A 17,983-nucleotide genomic window follows, 5' to 3' on the forward strand; every position below is an offset into this window, starting at 1 on the left:
AGAGTGGCTGTCGATGCTCATTTGCCCGAATTGCAAACGAAAAAATTTGGGGAAGATCGGCGTCAACCAATATTACTGCTGGGATTGCTTTATTGAGCTGTCCGTCTCCAAAGGAATGATTCACGCCCATCAAGTGGAAGAGGATGGGACGCTAAGCTCCCTCGATGACTTGTTTGACGACCATGAGCGCACGATCCAATTTTAGGAGGGACGAGCATGAATCGGACGATGACTTCGCTGTTGGCAGTCGGGTTAGGCGTCGCTGCTTATCAGCTGGCCCAGCGCAACAATTGGACGAACGGCCGCACGATGCGGAGAATGCGCCGCCGCTTGATGCAGGCGATCCGTTAAAGCCGTTGCCGCTTCCCGCCCGCGCGGCGGGGGCGGCTTGCTTTTTTGTGAAATAGTGGAAGAGATAACGGGAGCATATTTCCAACTTCATCTCCTACACTAAACGGTAGGAGGTGTGGCGATGGGCGAGCAGCAATGGCTGTCATTTTTGCGCATTGGAAAGTGGCTGTTAGTTACCGCAATCGTGTATTTAATCGTTCGGATGAAAGACGTTTGGTGGCCGGTCGTCGATTTTGTTGCCACCGCCTTAGCCCCGTTTTTGCTGGCGGCGTTTATTACTTATTTGTTGCATCCGCTTGTTGAGTATCTTCACGGCAAGGGGATGCCGCGGGCGCTTGCCATTTTGCTCATTTATTTGTTGTTTTTCGGTTCGGTCGGCTACGGCCTTTACCGCGGCATGCCGGTTTTGATCGCCCAGCTGCGCGAACTGGATGAACGGTTGCCATCATTGATGAATACATATCGGCAGTGGGCGCGCCACATCCACGATGAAACGTCGACGTGGCCGATGGAGGTGCATACGCGCATTGAGGCGATGTTTATGCAGCTTGAGGAGGCGGCTGCGAGGGCGGTCACGATGGCGATCAACGCGGCCAAATCATTGATCGGTTCGGCGGCGACGGTTCTTCTCATCCCGTTTATCGTGTTTTATATGCTAAAAGATATCGATGTGCTGAAAAAAGCGGTTTGGTATATGACCCCAAAGCGGTGGCGAGAACCGGGGATGGCGTTTTTAAAAGACGTTGACGAGTCGCTTGGCGGCTATATTCGCGGTCAGCTGTTCGTCTGTGCGGCCATCGGTTCGGCGGCGTCGCTCGGCCTTTGGCTCGCCGGCATGGACTATCCGCTCTTGCTCGGGTTTGTGATCGGACTGACGAACATCATTCCGTATTTCGGCCCGTTGATCGGCGCTATTCCAGCCGCCATTTTGGCAGCGACCATTTCGCTTAAAATGGTGATCATCGTGCTCGCCATTATTTTTGCCTTGCAGTTTTTAGAAGGAAACGTCTTGTCACCGCTGATTGTCGGCAAAAGTGTGCATATGCATCCGCTTGTCATTATGCTTGCGCTGTTTGCCGGCGGCGAACTTGCGGGTGTGCCCGGCCTCATTCTCGCCGTCCCGACCGCGGCGGTGCTGAAAGTAGCCATTGCGCATTGGAAAGAGCATTATGCCCCGCATTGACAAACGGGCGCGGCTTGTCTATAATCTTTCAATGAAAAAGCGAATACATAACGCGATGACGGATCGAGTATGTTGCAGTCCATCTTAACGCGCTTTAGCGCACAGAGAGGAATTTCCGCGGCTGAAAGAAATTCCAGATGAAGGGCAACAGAAGGCTAATCCGGAGCGCAGGCAAAACCTGACGCAAGGCTGCGTTACAGCCAAAGAGGTGATGGGCGCTTTTTGCCCATAAACAGGGTGGTACCGCGAGCACAACTCTCGTCCCTGCCAGGGGATGGGAGTTTTTTTATATAAAAAACAAAAGGGGAGGATCATCATGAAAAAATTAACATCTGCCGAAGTGCGGCGCATGTTTTTGCAGTTTTTCCAAGAAAAAGGCCATGAAGTCGAGCCGAGCGCCTCGCTTATTCCGGTCGACGACCCATCGCTGTTATGGATCAACAGCGGCGTCGCGACGCTGAAAAAATATTTTGACGGCCGCATCATCCCGGACAACCCGCGCATTTGCAATGCGCAAAAATCGATCCGCACAAACGACATTGAAAATGTCGGGAAAACGGCGCGCCATCATACGTTTTTTGAAATGCTCGGCAACTTTTCGATCGGCGATTACTTTAAGCGCGAAGCGATCCATTGGGCGTGGGAGTTTTTAACGAGCGAAAAGTGGATCGGCTTTGATCCGGAGCGGCTGTCGGTCACCGTTCACCCGGAAGACGAAGAGGCGTACGACATTTGGCATAACGAAATCGGCTTGCCAAAAGAGCGGATCATTCGCCTCGAAGGGAACTTCTGGGATATTGGCGAAGGCCCAAGCGGCCCGAACACGGAAATTTTTTACGACCGCGGCGAGGCGTTCGGAAACGACCCGAACGATCCGGAGCTGTATCCGGGCGGGGAAAACGAGCGTTACTTGGAAGTGTGGAATCTCGTCTTTTCTCAATTCAATCATAATCCGGACGGCACGTACACGCCGCTGCCGAAGAAAAACATCGATACCGGCATGGGTTTAGAGCGGATGTGCTCGATTTTGCAAGATGTGCCGACAAACTTTGAAACCGACTTGTTCATGCCGATCATCCGCGCCACCGAACAAATTGCTGGCGAGCGGTATGGCGAGGATTCGGACAAGGACGTCGCCTTTAAAGTGATCGCCGACCATATTCGCGCCGTGACGTTTGCGATTGGCGACGGGGCGCTGCCGTCGAACGAAGGCCGCGGCTATGTATTGCGCCGCCTGCTCCGCCGCGCTGTGCGCTACGCGAAACAAATCGGCATTGAGCGTCCGTTTATGTACGAGCTCGTTCCGGTTGTCGGCGAAATTATGCACGATTACTACCCGGAAGTAAAAGAAAAAGCTGACTTTATTCAGCGGGTGATCCGCAATGAGGAAGAACGGTTCCATGAAACGCTTCACGAAGGGCTCGCCATTTTGGCGGAAGTAATCGAAAAGGCGAAAGCGCAAGGAAGCGACGTCATTCCTGGAGAAGATGTGTTCCGCTTGTACGACACGTACGGATTCCCAGTCGAGCTGACGGAAGAATATGCTGCTGAAGCCGGTATGTCGGTTGACCACGCCGGTTTTGAGCGCGAGATGGAGCGCCAGCGCGAACGGGCCCGCGCCGCCCGCCAAGACGTCGATTCGATGCAAGTGCAAGGCGGGGTGCTCGGCGACATTAAAGATGAAAGCCGTTTTGTCGGCTACGATGAACTCGTCGTTTCCTCGACGGTCATGACCATCATTAAAGACGGGAAGCTCGTCGATGAAGTCGGGGCTGGCGAAGAGGCGCAAATCATTGTCGATGTCACGCCGTTTTACGCCGAAAGCGGCGGGCAGATCGCCGACCAGGGTACGTTTGCAGGCGAAGCGGGAACAGCGGTCGTCAAAGACGTACAGAAAGCGCCAAACGGCCAGCATCTTCATTCGATTGTCGTCGAGCGCGGCACGGTGAAAAGAGGCGCCCGCTACACAGCGCGCGTCGACGAAGCGAAGCGGGCGCAAATTGTGAAAAACCATACGGCGACCCACTTGCTTCATCAAGCGTTAAAAGATGTGCTCGGCCGTCATGTCAACCAGGCCGGATCGCTCGTCGCCCCGGATCGGTTGCGCTTTGACTTCACTCATTTCGGACAAGTGAAGCCTGATGAGCTCGAGCGCATCGAGGCGATCGTCAATGAACAAATTTGGAAGAGCCTTCCGGTCGACATCTTTTACAAGCCGCTCGAAGAAGCAAAAGCGATGGGTGCGATGGCGCTGTTTGGCGAAAAATACGGCGACATCGTCCGCGTCGTTAAAGTTGGCGACTACAGCTTGGAGCTGTGCGGCGGCTGCCATGTGCCGAATACTGCCGCCATCGGGTTATTTAAAATCGTCTCCGAGTCAGGCATAGGCGCCGGCACGCGCCGGATTGAGGCGGTGACCGGGGAGGCGGCGTACCGCTTTATGAGCGAACAGCTTGCGTTGTTGCAAGAAGCGGCGCAAAAGCTGAAAACGAGCCCGAGGGAGCTGAATGCGCGCCTTGATGGGCTGTTTGCCGAACTGCGCCAACTGCAGCGTGAAAACGAGTCGCTCGCCGCTCGTCTCGCCCATATGGAAGCAGAACATCTCGCCCGTCAAGTGAAAGATGTGGGCGGCGTGCCGGTGTTGGCGGCGAAAGTGCAGGCGAACGACATGAACCAATTGCGGGCGATGGCTGATGACTTGAAGCAAAAATTAGGCACGGCGGTCATCGTGTTGGCGGCGGTGCAAGGCGGCAAAGTCCAATTGATTGCCGCGGTGACCGATGACTTAGTGAAAAAAGGATACCACGCCGGCAAGCTCGTTAAAGAAGTGGCTTCCCGCTGTGGCGGCGGAGGAGGCGGGCGCCCGGATATGGCGCAGGCCGGAGGAAAGGACGCGAACAAAGTCGGCGAAGCGCTTGATTATGTCGAAACGTGGGTCAAATCCATTTCCTAAATGGGCGCGAATCGTGTACAATGGATGTAAGATGACGGGATGCCCGAATAAAGAGCGAGGTGGAAACGGTGAGCTCGTTTGACCAAACGATGCAGTTTCATTTCCCGGAGGAGCCGGCCGAAACGAACGTTCGCGAGGTGTTGTTGACGGTATATGACGCCCTGCAAGAAAAAGGCTACAACCCGATCAACCAAATTGTCGGTTATTTGTTGTCCGGCGACCCGGCTTACATCCCGCGCCATAACGATGCGCGCACACTCATCCGCAAAATCGAGCGCGACGAATTAATCGAGGAACTGGTGAAATTCTATTTACAGGGGCAACGAAAGGATTAACCGATGCGAACGCTAGGACTAGATCTCGGAACGAAAACGCTCGGGGTGGCCGTCAGCGATGAACTCGGCTGGACGGCGCAAGGCTTGGAGACGATCGCCATCGATGAGGAGCACGGCAACTATGGTTTAGAGCGGCTGCGCGCCATCATCGAGGAGTATGGCGTCGATGCGATCGTTGTCGGATGGCCGAAAAACATGAACGGCACGCTCGGGCCGCGCGCCGAGGCGAGCGAGCGGTTTGCCGCCAGGCTGCGCGAGGAATTTTCTTTGCCGGTCGTGCTTTGGGATGAACGGCTGTCGACGATGGCTGCCGAGCGGATGTTGATCGCTGCCGATGTGAGCCGGAAAAAGCGGCGGAAAGTGATCGACAAAATGGCGGCGGCCGTCATTTTGCAATCGTACTTGGACAGTAAACGGTGAATGGGAGGAAGCGTCAATGGAACATGGAGATCGTCATATTACCGTTGTCGATGAACACGGCAACGAGCAGCTGTGTGAAATTTTGTTTACGTTTGAATCGGATGATTTCGGCAAATCGTACGTGTTTTACTATCCGGTCGGCGCCGAGGCCGAAGACGAAGACGGTGAGACGGAAGTGCACGTTTCTGCCTTTATCCCCGGCGATGAGAATGAGGAAGGGGAACTGCTTCCGATTGAGACGGAAGAAGAATGGGATATGATCGAAGAAGTGTGGAATACGTTTTGCGCCGAACAAGAGGAAGGCGAAGCGTAACGAACGAAGCGGCTGCCTAGAGGCGGCTGCTTTTTCTGTGAAAATGCGCATATTTTGAGTGACCATTTTCACGCTTAGATGGAGGAACGTTGTTTAGGAACCTTTTCGATGAAAATGCCGAACTGGCGCCGATTTTCATCCCCAGGTGGAGGGCAGATCGCGCTGCCCATAGATCTTTTCGATGAAAATGCAGACACTTTGAGCCGCCTTTTTATGTCTGGGTTCAGGGCAAAACGTTGCTCATAAACGTTTTCGATTGAATTATGCGTGCGTCTTGGGCGATCCTTTTGATTCCTAAGAGGCGAAAAAGCGTTGCCTGTAGCATCTTTTCAGTGAATGGATTGAGCGGCCGGGTTCCGCATCGCTGGGAGCAGGTGTATTTCTTATCGTTAAAGGGCGAAAAATGAAGAAATTTGTAGTATAATATGACCGATGAAAGGAGGCTGAAGATGGAACAGAGCGATTTTCAGGCGCCTAAGGCACGGCTTGTGCGAAAAATCGTCTTGATCGTTTGCGCCGTCTTGCTGGCAGCGATCGTCATCGCCGGCGCCAGCGGTTTCCTATACATCCGCTCCGCGTTCGAGCCGGTCGATCCGGACGACCGCACCCCGGTTCATGTCTCCGTTCCGGTCGGTTCATCGGTGGCGGATATTGCCGAACAACTCGAACAAAAGCGGCTTATTAAAAGCGCGGCTGTTTTCCGCTACTACGTCCGTTGGAAAAACGAGTCCGGCTTTCAAGCCGGGGAGTATGAGCTGACGCGGGCGATGCCGATGACGCGCATCATCGAGCTGTTACAAACCGGGAAGTCGCTGAAAATCGGATTAAAGTTGACGATCCCCGAAGGGTCACAGCTTGTGCAAATCGCCGACATCATCGCCGCGAAAACGGGGTACAAGCGAGAAGAGACTATGAAGCTGCTCAACGATCGCGCGTACATTGAACAGCTAAGGAAAACATATCCGGACTTATTAGCAAGCGACATTTTTCATAAAAACATCCGCTATCCGCTTGAAGGCTACTTGTTTCCGGCCACCTACGTGTTTGCCGACAAAAAGCCGCCGCTTACGGAGATCATTGAAGCGATGGTCGCCAAAACGGCGGCGGTGCTTGATATGTACAAGGACGCGATGAAGGAAAAACAACTGTCGCCGCATCGTCTATTGACGATGGCGTCATTAATAGAGGAAGAGGCGACTGAAAAAGCCGATCGCGAGAAAATTGCCAGCGTGTTTTACAACCGGCTGCGCCTTGACATGCCGCTGCAAACCGATCCGACGGTCTTATACGCGCTCGGCAAGCATAAAGAGCGTGTCTTTTACAAAGACTTGAAAGTTGATTCGCCGTACAATACGTACATTCATAAAGGGCTGCCGCCGGGACCGATTGCCAATGCCGGCGAGATGTCGATCAAAGCGGCGCTCAAGCCGGCGGCAACCGACTATTTATACTTTTTGGCCACGCCGGCCGGCGACGTCATTTTTACAAAGACGCTGGCGGAGCATAACCGGGAAAAAGCGAAGCATATTGGGAAACAATAGAGCAAAACGGAAGTTGCTGGCCGATCGGGCCAAACGGCTTCGCTTTTTCGCCTTTTTATGATAGTATAGATAAAGTTGAACAGGCTGACGATAAGAGTCCGTTTGCGGCTCTTATTTTTCATGTTGATGAAGCGTAAACCTTTGGGCCGCCCTCCGGCTCCAGGCAGGCGCTTTTCACTCTGTTGATGGCGAGGAGGAATCCCCTTGCTTGCAAAAGACGTCGTTCATTATTTGCAGCAGCTGCGCCCAGCGCCGGATCCGGATATCGCAGAAATGGAGCGGTACGCGCATGAACATCGCGTGCCGATTATGGATCCGGTGAGCATGGAAGTGCTGCTGTTCGTGTTGAAAACTGCCAAACCGCGCCGCATTTTGGAAATCGGCACAGCGATCGGCTATTCGGCGATCCGGATGGCGAAAGCGCTGCCGGAGGCGCGCATTGTGACGATTGAAAAAGACCGGGAGCGGTACGAACGCGCCCGTTTTTATATCGGAAAGACAAACACCGGGCGGCAAATCGAGACGGTCTTCGGCGATGCACTCGCAGTGGGGGCGGACGTGGCCGCCGCTGCGCCGTTCGATGCGCTGTTTATCGACGCCGCCAAAGGGCAATACGAGCGCTTTTTTACGCTTTATGAACCGTTTCTCGCTGAAGGCGGCCTCATCATCAGCGACAACGTGCTGTTTAAAGGGCTTGTCGCCGCCGAAACGCCCGCGGACAATAAGCGGCTTTGGAACATCGCGCAAAAAATTCGCCGCTATAATGAGTGGCTGATGGCCCGGAGCGATTATGACACGGTCATCATTCCGGTCGGCGATGGGCTCGCTATATCGAAAAAACGAGGTGAACGAGAATGAAAAAACCGGAATTGCTCGTCACGCCGACGAGTGTTTCCCATATTGATGAACTGGCGGAAGCCGGAGCGGACGCCATCATTGTCGGCGAACAGCGCTATGGCTTGCGGCTCGCCGGGGAGTTTTCCCGCGCCGATGTCGCCGCGGCCGTCGAAGCGGCCCACCGGCACGGCATGAACGTGTATGTGGCGATGAACGCCATTTTTCATAATGACAAAGTGGACGAGCTCGCTGATTACGTCGCTTTTGTCGCCGGCGTAGGAGCGGACGCGATCGTTTTTGGCGACCCAGCTGTTTTGCTGACGGTGCGAGAAACCGCTCCACATATGAAGCTCCATTGGAGCACGGAAACGACAGCGACAAACTGGTACACGTGCAACTACTGGGGGCGAAAAGGGGCGAAACGCGCCGTCTTGGCGCGCGAGCTGAACATGGACGCCATTTTGGAAATCAAAGCCCATGCTGAAGTGGAAATTGAAGTGCAAGTGCATGGCATGACGTGCATGTATCAGTCGAAGCGTTCGCTGATTGGCAACTATTTTGAGTATCAAGGAAAAGTGATGGAAATCGAACGGAAAAAGTACGAAAAAGGGATGTTCCTGTACGACAAGGAGCGCGACTATAAATACCCGATTTTTGAAGACGAAAACGGCACGCACATTATGAGCCCAAACGATCTTTGCATCATTGACGAGCTCGGTGACATGATCGATGCCGGCATTGACAGCTTTAAAATCGACGGCATTTTGCATGAACCGCACTACATCACGGAAGTGACGAAGCTGTACCGCCGCGCCATCGATGTATGCGCTGATGACCGTGAGCGATACGAGAGGGAGAAAGACGATTTGCTCGCTGCAGTTGAAGCGCTCCAGCCGCCGCACCGCCGGATGGACACCGGATTTTTCTTCAAAGAGACGATTTATTGAAAAAGGAGGGAAACGGCATGTTGCTGAAAAATGATCGCATTTCCGAGATCGTTGACGGCAAGCGCGTTATCGTGAAAAAGCCGGAGTTGCTGGCGCCGGCCGGCAACTTGGAAAAGCTGAAAATCGCCGTCCACTACGGGGCGGACGCCGTCTTTATCGGCGGCCAAGAATACAGCTTGCGCGCGAATGCTGACAACTTTACGATCGAGGAAATTCGTGAAGGTGTTGAATTTGCCAACCAGTATGGGGCAAAGGTGTATGTAACGGCCAACATTTACGCTCATAACGAAAACATTCCCGGCCTTGACGACTATTTGCGGGCGCTAGAGGGGGCCGGCGTTCACGGCATTATCGTCGCCGACCCGCTCATCATCGAAACGGCGCGCCGGGTGGCGCCGAAGCTTGAAGTGCATTTAAGCACGCAACAGTCGCTCGCCAACTGGAAAGCGGTCCAGTTTTGGAAAGAGGAAGGGCTCGAGCGGGTCGTGCTCGCCCGTGAAGTGAGCGCAGAAGAAATCCGGCAGATCAAAGAGAAAGTCGATATTGAAATCGAAGCGTTCATCCATGGGGCGATGTGCTCTGCCTACTCCGGCCGCTGCGTATTGAGCAATCATATGACGGCGCGTGATTCAAACCGCGGCGGGTGCTGTCAGTCATGCCGCTGGGATTACGATTTATACCAGCTGTCTGACGGCCGCGAAATTCCTCTGTTTTCAGAAGGCGACGCCCCGTTTGCCATGAGCGCGAAAGACTTGAACTTGATCCGCGCCATTCCGGCGATGATTGAACTTGGCGTCGACAGCTTGAAAATTGAAGGGCGGATGAAATCGATCCATTACGTGGCGACGGTTGTCAGCGTCTACCGGAAAGTGATCGATGCCTACTGCGCCGATCCCGACCATTTCACGATCCGTGAAGAGTGGGTGCGCGAGCTCGACAAATGCGCCAACCGTGAAACGGCTTCGTCGTTTTTTGAAGGCTTTCCTGACTACACAAACCATATGTATGGCACGCACAGCCGAAAAACGACGCATGAGTTTGCCGGCTTGGTGCTTGATTACGACCGGGAGACGGGCATCGCCACCATCCAGCAGCGCAACCATTTCCGCCCCGGCGATGAAGTGGAATTTTTCGGCCCAGAAATTGAAAACTTTACCCAAGTGATCGACAACATTTGGGATGAAGACGGCAACGAGCTCGATGCGGCGCGCCATCCGCTGCAAATCGTCAAGTTCAAAGTCAAGCGCCCCCTCTTCCCGTACAACATGATGAGAAAGGAGAATTAAGATGGCAAAGAAGCCCGTTGTCATCGGCGTTGCTGGCGGCTCCGGTTCGGGGAAGACGAGCGTCGCCCGCGCGATTTACGACCATTTCGGCGACCGCTCGATTCTTGTCTTGGAGCAAGACTTTTATTACAAAGACCAAAGCCATCTTCCGTTTGAAGAGCGGCTGAAAACGAATTACGACCATCCGCTGGCGTTTGACAACGACTTATTGATCGAGCACGTCCATCAACTGCTTCGTTATGAGCCGATCGACAAGCCGGTGTACGACTACACCTTGCATACCCGCTCGAATCAAGTCATCCGCGTTGAGCCGAAAGATGTCATTATTTTGGAAGGCATTCTCGTTTTAGAAGATGAGCGGCTCCGCAATTTAATGGATATTAAAGTGTATGTCGACACCGATCCAGACATCCGCATCATCCGCCGCCTCATCCGTGACATTAAAGAGCGCGGCCGCACGTTTGATTCGGTCATTGACCAATATTTATCGGTCGTTCGGCCGATGCACAACCAGTTTGTCGAACCGACGAAGCGCTACGCGGACGTGATCATTCCGGAAGGCGGGCAAAACGTCGTCGCCATCGATTTAATGGTGGCAAAAATTCGCACAGTTCTTGAACAAAAATCGGTTTTATAATAACATAACAGAGACAAAACAATATATTATATAACAAGTAAGCGTACGAACAGTTGTTTTTCTGTTCGTACGTTTTACATAATGAAGAACATAGAGGAGTGAGATGAATGGCGAATGAAAAGCAGTACCCGATGACGAAAGAGGGAAAAGAGAAACTGGAACAAGAACTCGAGTATTTAAAAACCGTGAAACGGAAGGAAGTTGTCGAACGTATTAAAATTGCACGGGGGTTCGGTGACTTATCGGAAAACTCGGAATATGATGCGGCCAAAGATGAGCAGGCGTTTGTCGAATCGCGCATTCAAATGCTTGAAAACATGATCCGCAACGCCGTCATCATTGAAGAAGACAAAGAAAATCCAGACGTCGTCTCGCTCGGCAAGTCGGTGACGTTCATTGAGCTTCCGGACGGCGAGGAAGAGACGTATACGATTGTCGGCAGCGCCGAGGCCGACCCGTTTGAAGGAAAAATTTCCAACGATTCGCCGATCGCCAAATCGCTGATCGGTCGCCGCGTCGGCGATGAAGTGACCGTACAAACGCCGGGCGGGGAAATGCTGGTGAAAATTGTCGCGGTCAAATAAGCGCTGTTTGGCTCGTTTATGAAATGGGAGGCCGTGCAAACAACGCGAAAAAATCGCGGCCATTGGCACGTTTCAAATGAAAACACCTCGTCGAAACTGATGATGAGGTGTTTTCTTTATGTGGAAAAAACGGACGATCGCTATGCTGGCGCTTATTCAAGCCGGCCTGCTGCTGCTCGTCGGACGGCTGGCGCAGCTTCAGCTCATTGACACAGAATCGTTTGCCAATCATAATTTAATTGCCGAAAGCGTCGCTCAGCGCACACAAGAATTGATGATCGATGATGGCCGCGGGTCGTTCGTCGACCGAAACGGCAAGCCGCTCACCAAACGGTACGTGCCTTCGCTTGTATTGTTCCCGTTTTTAAACACGATGAAATGGCCGATTGAACAAATCGCCCGCATCACAGGCGTCGCCGAAGAAGAGATCCGCCGCCAGCTCGAACGGGCGAACGGGCCGTTCGTCTTAGAGCAAGATGGTGAGCCGCTCGCTTTAAGCGCGAACCAGATGAAACAAATCAACGATTTGCGCATCCCGGGCGTTTTTGCCGTCAATAAACAATATGCGCTCGAGACGGTGTACGCCCCGCATGTGATCGGCTTTACCCGCCCGGACCGCGAGCTCTTGCGCGCGCGCTACCCGAAACGGCCGCTCCCGCCGCAGGCTGAAGCCGGCATTCAAGGGCTCGAAAAGGCGTTTGACGAATTTTTGCTCGCCGAAGGGGAGACGAAGCTGCTTTATCACGTCGACGCGGAAGGACGGCCGCTGTTTGGGCTTGATGTCAAGTATAACGACCCGGGCAACCCGTTTTATCCGGTGACTGTCCAAACGACACTTGACCGTGACATACAGCAAGAGATGGAGCGGATTGTGGATCGGTACGGGCTGAAAAAAGGCGGCCTTGTTTTGCTTGATATTGACACAAACAGCGTGCTTGCTCTAGTCAGCCGTCCGAATATGGATCCGCGCGATCCGTACAAAAACCGCGGGGCGGAAAACCAAATGGTGCTGCCGCAAATTCCCGGCTCCATCTTTAAGACCGTGATCGCGGCGGCGGCGCTCGATGAAGGGCTTGCCTCGTTTGGGACGACATTTGACTGCAGCAAAAAAATTGATGGCACAACCCGCGATGAGGAGCACGATTACGGCACGCTCGATTTAGCCGACAGTTTTGCCGTCAGCTGCAACAATGCCTTCGCCACCCTCGGCAAGGAGCTGATCAGACATGACCTTGACGCGTTCGAGACGTATGCCGAAAAGCTCGGACTGTATCCGACGGCCGGTTGGGAAGGAGCGGTGTATCATGAAGAGCATTTTCGTCAGTTTCCGGAAGAGCGAAAAGGAACGATTTGGCACGATCGGCGCGACAAGCGGGTGCCGCTCGCTGTGGCGCAAACGGCGATCGGGCAAAAAGATGTGCGCGTCTCGCCGCTTGGCGTCGCCAACATGATGGCGACGATCGCCCGCGGCGGCGAAGCGCTCAAAGTGCGGGCCGTCGATCAAGTGCTCTATAAAAACGGCACGACGCTGTTTTCCTTTCCGTCCGAACCGGTGACGGACAAGGAGCCGCTCGCGCCAGAAACGGCAGAGCAGCTGCAGCAGCTCTTGCGCGGTGTCGTCACGAAAGAAGACGGAACCGGGCGCCGCTTCCGCTCGCTGCCGTATGCGGTCGCCGGCAAATCGGGAACGGCCGAGACAGGAAAAACGGACGGCGGCGGCGAATTGATTAATAAATGGTTTGCCGGTTATTTCCCGGCTGACCGCCCGAAATACGCCCTTGCCGTCGTCGAGCTTGACCGCCCGAGCGGGCGCACGGTGACGAATGACGTATTTGCCGCTGCCGTCGAGGCGCTTTACGCTTACGACAAAAACGAGCAAACATAACGAACCCATATAGGGAACCCGCTTTTTCAGCAGGAAAATCGCATAAAAAGGGGGAGGAGACTGTGCCGCAAACAGGGACGCGCTTTGCCGCCCGCGCCAAGCAGCGGAAAATCAACCGCTGGCTGAACGGGGCGATCGCCATTGTCGTATTGCTCATTGTCATTGTAGCTTGGAATTTGCTGTTTGACGGCCAGCCAAGCCGCGAGAAAGCTGATGGTGGGGCAAAAACAGCCGCAAACAGCGCGAAGCGAGTGGAAGTGGAAACGGCGGCGCCGGCCGAAACGGAGGAGCCGCCGCAAGCGGACGAGGCAGCCTCCGCCGAGGAGGAAGGGAAGGCCGGGGTGACGGAAACGCCGGGTCCACCGGGGTCGAACATTGAAAAAGAAATCGTCAACCCGGCATGGCAGCCGATCGGCACGACGCAATCAGAGCCGCACGAAACGGTGTTTAAGAAAGACTCGGTCGACTGGAAAGAAATGCTCGATGCAGTCAGCTATGCGACCGGCATTGCTCCGGAAGAGATGATCGTTTGGTTTATCGGCAACAACGGGCCGAACAAAGCGGTCGCCACGATTTCGACGAAGGATCAAACCGCCCATTACAAAGTGTATATTGAATGGGTGACGAACGAAGGCTGGAAGCCGACAAAGGTGCAAAAACTGAAGCAAAAGCCGTAACGCGGTTGGAAAGTATGGCTTCAGTCGGCGGGGGAACGAAAAGGTGCGAAGCGCATTTGGACGTGGCGCAAAGCAGGTGCCCGAAAGTGTATGGGCACCTGTTATTTTTTCGCTTTGAAATGGACGACCGCACTGTAAAACCGCTTTCCGTTTTCCATGACGTGCATTTGGTGCGACACATGATGGACGGAAAGCAGCAGCGCTTTATTATGTTCAATTTGCTCGTTAATTTTTTTCTCGAGCGTCCGTAAATCATCCGCTTCAAAAAACTCCACTTTGTCTTCGATTAAATCAAGAGAAATGTTGACCATCGTTTTGCCTCCTTTCAACGCCAGTGTAGCAAATTTTCCCGCCCTCATCCACCGGGGCATGAGGGGAAACAATATAAATGACGACAAGCATGATCGTTGAACAAAGGAAAAACATATGCTACATTGAGAGCAGGTTATCACTCAAAGCATACTATGTTTATAGGAATTATAAACTTTACGAGGTGCAACTACATGGGCAGGGAATTTCTCGATTTGTTCGAGCAATGGGCGGAATCGTACGACCAATCGGTCGAAGGTGATGATGAACAATACCGCGACGTGTTTGCCGGCTATGACCGCATTTTAAGCACGGTCGCCGATAAAGCGGGCCAAGTGGTGCTCGAATTTGGCGTTGGCACCGGCAATTTAACGAAAAAGCTGCTCGAGCGCGGAAAAACGGTGTACGGGATTGAACCATCAGCGCCGATGCGCAAAAAAGCGGCGGAAAAGCTCGGCGGGCAGGCGGTCATTATGGACGGCGACTTTTTGCAATTTCCGCCGCCGCCCGAACCGATCGACACGATCACCAGCACGTATGCGTTCCACCATTTGACTGATGCCGAAAAAGACAAGGCGATCGCCAAATATAGTCAACTGCTCCACTCAGGTGGTAAAATAGTGTTTGCTGATACGGCGTTTCGTGACAAAGAAGCGTTCCGCCAGGCGGTCGAAGCTGCCCGGGCGCGCGGGTTCCATGATTTGGCCGATGATTTGGAACGCGAATATTACACGACGCTCGACGTATTGGCCTCACTGTTTGCCAACCATGGCTTTTCCGTCTCCTTTACGCAGCAAAACGCGTTCGTCTGGCTGATGGAGGCGGTAAAACAAACGACATAGAAAGAGGGAGAACGATGAAAGCAGCCATTATTGGAGCAATGGAAGAGGAAGTGGCCATTTTGCGCTCGCGCATGGACGGGCGTGAAGAAGTGGTGATCGCCGGGTGCGAGTTTTCCATCGGGCGCCTTGACGGCGTCGAAGCGGTGTTGCTGAAGTCCGGCATCGGCAAGGTGAACGCGGCGATGGGAACGACGCTTCTGCTTGACCGGTTCCGTCCCGATGTTGTGATTAACACCGGCTCGGCCGGCGGGTTTTTGCCATCGTTGCGTGTCGGTGACCTTGTGATTTCCGATGAAGTCGTCCATCATGATGTCGATGTGACGGCGTTTGGTTATGCGTACGGGCAAGTGCCCGGTCTGCCGGCGCGCTATCGGGCCGACGAGACGCTTGTTGAGGCAGCGAAACAAGCGGCGGCCCGGCTTGACGGCCTCCAAGCGGCAGTTGGCCTCATCGCGACCGGCGATTCGTTTATGAACGATCCGAAGCGCGTCGAATTTGTGCGCGGCCAGTTTCCGGAGCTGTGCGCCGTCGAAATGGAAGCGGCGGCGATCGCCCAAGTGTGCGTGCAGTTCGAAACGCCGTTTGTCATCATCCGGGCGCTGTCCGACATTGCCGGCGAAGAGTCGGACGTATCGTTTGAACAGTTTTTAGAGACGGCGGCAAAACACTCGGCTGAGCTTGTGTTGTCGATGCTGGCGGTCGTGCAAAAGCAAGGCTAAGCAGCGAAAGCGTAAAAGCACTGCCGTTCCGCCGCCAAATGGACGTGAAGAAACGGAGTGACACCTATGCGGGTAGCAAAGAGCATCCATGAGCTGATCGGCCATACACCGGTCGTCGAAGTTACGCGCTTTCCCTTGCCGGAAGGGGTCCGGCTGTTCGCGAAGCTCGAGTATTTCAATCCGGGCGGAAGCATTAAAGACCGGCTCGGGCAGGAACTGTTGCGCGAAGCGTTCGAATCGGGGAAACTGAAAGAAGGCGGTACGATCATCGAGCCGACGGCCGGCAACACCGGCATTGGCTTGGCGCTGGCGGCGATCGGAAAAAACATCAACGTCATTTTTTGCGTGCCGGAAAAATTCAGCATCGAAAAGCAGCAGCTGATGAAAGCGCTCGGGGCGCAAATTGTCCATACACCGACCGAAGAGGGGATGGAAGGGGCGGTCCGCAAAGCCGAAGAGCTCGCCCGCACGATCCCGGGGGCGTATTGCCCGCAGCAGTTTCAAAATCCGGCCAACCCGCGGACGTACTATAAGACGCTCGGCCCGGAGCTGTGGGACGATTTGGACGGGCAGATTGACGTCTTTGTTGCCGGCGCCGGTTCCGGCGGCACGTTTATGGGGACGGCGGCGTTTTTAAAAGAAAAAAACCCGGCCATCAAAACGGTGATCGTCGAACCGGAAGGCTCGATTTTAGGCGGCGGCGAGCCCGGCCCGCACAGGACGGAAGGGATCGGCATGGAATTTTTGCCGCCGTTTATGGATCCGGGTTACTTTGACGCCATCTACACGATCCGCGACGACGATGCGTTCCGCCGTGTGAGCGAGCTGGCGCGGCAAGAAGGGCTTTTGGTCGGCAGCTCGTCCGGTGCTGCGTTCCATGCCGCCTTGCTTGAGGCCGAGAAGGCGAAGCCGGGAACGAACATCGTCGTCATTTTCCCCGACGGCAGCGAGCGGTACTTAAGCAAAAACATTTACGAAGGTGGAGGATCCTCATGAGACGAAAAACGCTGCTCATCCATGGCGGCATTCCGGGTGACCCGCATACAGGGGCGGTATCGGTTCCGATTTATCAAGTGAGCACATACAAGCAAGAAAAAGTTGGAAAACATAAAGGATTTGAATACTCGCGCACCGGCAACCCGACGCGCGCCGCGCTTGAAAAACTGATTGCTGACCTTGAAGGCGGCGAGGCCGGGTTTGCGTTCGCTTCCGGAATGGCGGCGATTACCGCCGTCATGATGCTGTTTGACAGCGGCGACCATATTGTGCTCACCGATGACGTTTACGGCGGCACGTATCGAGTGATGGCGAACGTATTCAACCGGTTCGGACTCGAAGCAACGTTCGTCGATACGAGCGACATTGCCAACATCGAGGCGCACATTCGCCCGAATACGAAAGCCATTTACATTGAAACGCCGACCAATCCGCTTTTGAAAATTACTGACCTGCAAGCAGCGGCCGCCATCGCCCGTGCGCACGGGCTGCGATTGATCGTCGATAACACGTTTTCGACACCGTACTTTCAAACGCCGCTTGAGCTTGGCGCTGATATCGTGATCCATAGCGCGACGAAATATTTAGGCGGCCACAGCGACGTTGTCGCCGGCTTGGCGGTCGTCCGCACCGCCGAACTCGCTGAGCGGCTTCATTACGTGCAAAATGCAACGGGCGGCATCCTTGGGCCGCAAGACTCGTGGCTGCTCATGCGCGGGATCAAAACGCTTGGCGTGCGGATGGAAGAGCATGAACAAAACGCGCGGGCGATTGCTGCCTTTTTGGCCGAGCATCAGGCGGTGACGCGCGTGTATTACCCCGGGCTTCCGGAGCATCCGAACCATGAGCTGGCGAAAAAACAAATGCGCGGATTCGGCGGCATGATTTCGTTTGATGTCGGCAGCCTTGAACGCGCCGAAACGGTGCTGTCGCGCGTTCGCTTCTTTACGCTCGCCGAAAGTTTAGGAGCGGTCGAAAGCTTAATTTCGCTGCCGGGGAAAATGACACATGCGTCGATCCCGAAAGAGCGGCGCGAACAGCTTGGCATTACCGATGGGCTCATCCGTTTATCGATCGGCCTTGAAGACGTCAACGATTTGCTTGACGATTTGGCGCAAGCGCTTGGCTGAAATTGCCGCTCCTCCTTTTCCGCCCTTTATGGTACAGT

Annotated in this window: 20 protein-coding genes and 1 other annotated feature; of the genes, 19 read left to right on the forward strand and 1 reads right to left on the reverse strand. The window is 54.3% G+C overall.

The genetic code is table 11. The features are described from left to right. Nucleotides 1-13 precede the first annotated feature (13 nt). From GS3922_RS03385 to GS3922_RS03450, 15 genes are all read left to right on the forward strand, one after another. Nucleotides 14-205: a hypothetical protein gene (locus GS3922_RS03385; RefSeq protein WP_008881018.1), complete on the forward strand. Its 192-nt coding sequence runs from the start codon at nt 14-16 to the stop codon at nt 203-205. A gap of 11 nt (nt 206-216) precedes the next feature. Continuing rightward, the gene (locus tag GS3922_RS17015; protein WP_081208394.1) at nt 217-351 is read left to right on the forward strand and encodes a YrzQ family protein; all 135 of its coding nucleotides are present in this window, start codon (nt 217-219) and stop codon (nt 349-351) included. Between the two features lie 121 nt (nt 352-472). Then, the gene (locus GS3922_RS03390; protein WP_063165181.1) at nt 473-1,534 is read left to right on the forward strand and encodes an AI-2E family transporter; all 1,062 of its coding nucleotides are present in this window, start codon (nt 473-475) and stop codon (nt 1,532-1,534) included. A 46-nt stretch (nt 1,535-1,580) separates the two neighbouring features. Next, nucleotides 1,581-1,803, forward strand: a binding site (T-box leader). 47 nt (nt 1,804-1,850) lie between these two features. Further along, a complete protein-coding gene (gene alaS / locus GS3922_RS03395; RefSeq protein WP_063165182.1) occupies nt 1,851-4,487 on the forward strand; it encodes an alanine--tRNA ligase in 2,637 nt (878 codons plus the stop codon). Between the two features lie 68 nt (nt 4,488-4,555). Continuing rightward, nucleotides 4,556-4,822, forward strand: a complete 267-nt coding sequence (locus GS3922_RS03400; RefSeq protein WP_063165183.1) for an IreB family regulatory phosphoprotein — start codon at nt 4,556-4,558, stop codon at nt 4,820-4,822. Between the two features lie 3 nt (nt 4,823-4,825). Then, complete coding sequence (ruvX, locus tag GS3922_RS03405) at nt 4,826-5,242, forward strand: Holliday junction resolvase RuvX (protein WP_063165184.1); 417 nt, start codon at nt 4,826-4,828, stop codon at nt 5,240-5,242. 16 nt (nt 5,243-5,258) lie between these two features. After that, nucleotides 5,259-5,555, forward strand: a complete 297-nt coding sequence (locus tag GS3922_RS03410) for a DUF1292 domain-containing protein (protein ID WP_063165185.1) — start codon at nt 5,259-5,261, stop codon at nt 5,553-5,555. 449 nt (nt 5,556-6,004) lie between these two features. After that, entirely contained in the window at nt 6,005-7,096 is a 1,092-nt protein-coding gene (mltG, locus tag GS3922_RS03415; protein WP_063165186.1) for an endolytic transglycosylase MltG, read from the forward strand. 204 nt (nt 7,097-7,300) lie between these two features. Further along, a complete protein-coding gene (locus tag GS3922_RS03420) occupies nt 7,301-7,954 on the forward strand; it encodes an O-methyltransferase (RefSeq protein WP_063165187.1) in 654 nt (217 codons plus the stop codon). Further along, complete coding sequence (locus GS3922_RS03425) at nt 7,951-8,880, forward strand: peptidase U32 family protein (RefSeq protein ID WP_063165188.1); 930 nt, start codon at nt 7,951-7,953, stop codon at nt 8,878-8,880. Before GS3922_RS03420 ends, GS3922_RS03425 begins: the two co-directional genes overlap by 4 nt. 17 nt (nt 8,881-8,897) lie before the next feature. Beyond that, nucleotides 8,898-10,166 carry a peptidase U32 family protein gene (locus GS3922_RS03430; RefSeq protein ID WP_063165189.1) on the forward strand — a complete coding sequence of 423 codons (1,269 nt, stop codon included), beginning with the start codon at nt 8,898-8,900 and terminating at the stop codon, nt 10,164-10,166. Between the two features lies 1 nt (nt 10,167). Then, complete coding sequence (gene udk / locus GS3922_RS03435) at nt 10,168-10,803, forward strand: uridine kinase (protein ID WP_063165190.1); 636 nt, start codon at nt 10,168-10,170, stop codon at nt 10,801-10,803. A gap of 107 nt (nt 10,804-10,910) precedes the next feature. Further along, entirely contained in the window at nt 10,911-11,387 is a 477-nt protein-coding gene (gene greA, locus GS3922_RS03440) for a transcription elongation factor GreA (RefSeq protein ID WP_044730751.1), read from the forward strand. Nucleotides 11,388-11,505: 118 nt separating this feature from the next. Then, a complete protein-coding gene (locus tag GS3922_RS03445; RefSeq protein ID WP_063165191.1) occupies nt 11,506-13,272 on the forward strand; it encodes a peptidoglycan D,D-transpeptidase FtsI family protein in 1,767 nt (588 codons plus the stop codon). A 62-nt stretch (nt 13,273-13,334) separates the two neighbouring features. After that, nucleotides 13,335-13,949: a YrrS family protein gene (locus GS3922_RS03450; RefSeq protein ID WP_063165192.1), complete on the forward strand. Its 615-nt coding sequence runs from the start codon at nt 13,335-13,337 to the stop codon at nt 13,947-13,949. A gap of 101 nt (nt 13,950-14,050) precedes the next feature. Here GS3922_RS03450 and GS3922_RS03455 read toward each other — a convergent pair whose 3' ends face one another. Then, nucleotides 14,051-14,260: a YrzA family protein gene (locus GS3922_RS03455; protein WP_063165193.1), complete on the reverse strand. Its 210-nt coding sequence runs from the start codon at nt 14,258-14,260 to the stop codon at nt 14,051-14,053. A gap of 192 nt (nt 14,261-14,452) precedes the next feature. On the opposite strand from GS3922_RS03455, the gene GS3922_RS03460 reads away from it, so the two are divergent. From GS3922_RS03460 to GS3922_RS03475, 4 genes are all read left to right on the forward strand, one after another. Then, nucleotides 14,453-15,100: a class I SAM-dependent methyltransferase gene (locus GS3922_RS03460; protein WP_063165194.1), complete on the forward strand. Its 648-nt coding sequence runs from the start codon at nt 14,453-14,455 to the stop codon at nt 15,098-15,100. Between the two features lie 14 nt (nt 15,101-15,114). Next, on the forward strand, nt 15,115-15,819 hold the full coding sequence (gene mtnN, locus GS3922_RS03465) for a 5'-methylthioadenosine/S-adenosylhomocysteine nucleosidase (RefSeq protein ID WP_063165195.1): 705 nt from the start codon (nt 15,115-15,117) through the stop codon (nt 15,817-15,819). Between the two features lie 66 nt (nt 15,820-15,885). Beyond that, complete coding sequence (locus GS3922_RS03470) at nt 15,886-16,815, forward strand: PLP-dependent cysteine synthase family protein (RefSeq protein WP_063165196.1); 930 nt, start codon at nt 15,886-15,888, stop codon at nt 16,813-16,815. Beyond that, on the forward strand, nt 16,812-17,945 hold the full coding sequence (locus GS3922_RS03475) for a bifunctional cystathionine gamma-lyase/homocysteine desulfhydrase (protein ID WP_063165197.1): 1,134 nt from the start codon (nt 16,812-16,814) through the stop codon (nt 17,943-17,945). The genes GS3922_RS03470 and GS3922_RS03475 overlap by 4 nt, the downstream gene beginning before the upstream one ends. Nucleotides 17,946-17,983 lie beyond the last annotated feature (38 nt).

Origin of the sequence: Geobacillus subterraneus (assembly GCF_001618685.1) — a bacterium.
In the GTDB taxonomy this organism is placed as follows: Bacteria; Bacillota; Bacilli; order Bacillales; family Anoxybacillaceae; genus Geobacillus; species Geobacillus subterraneus.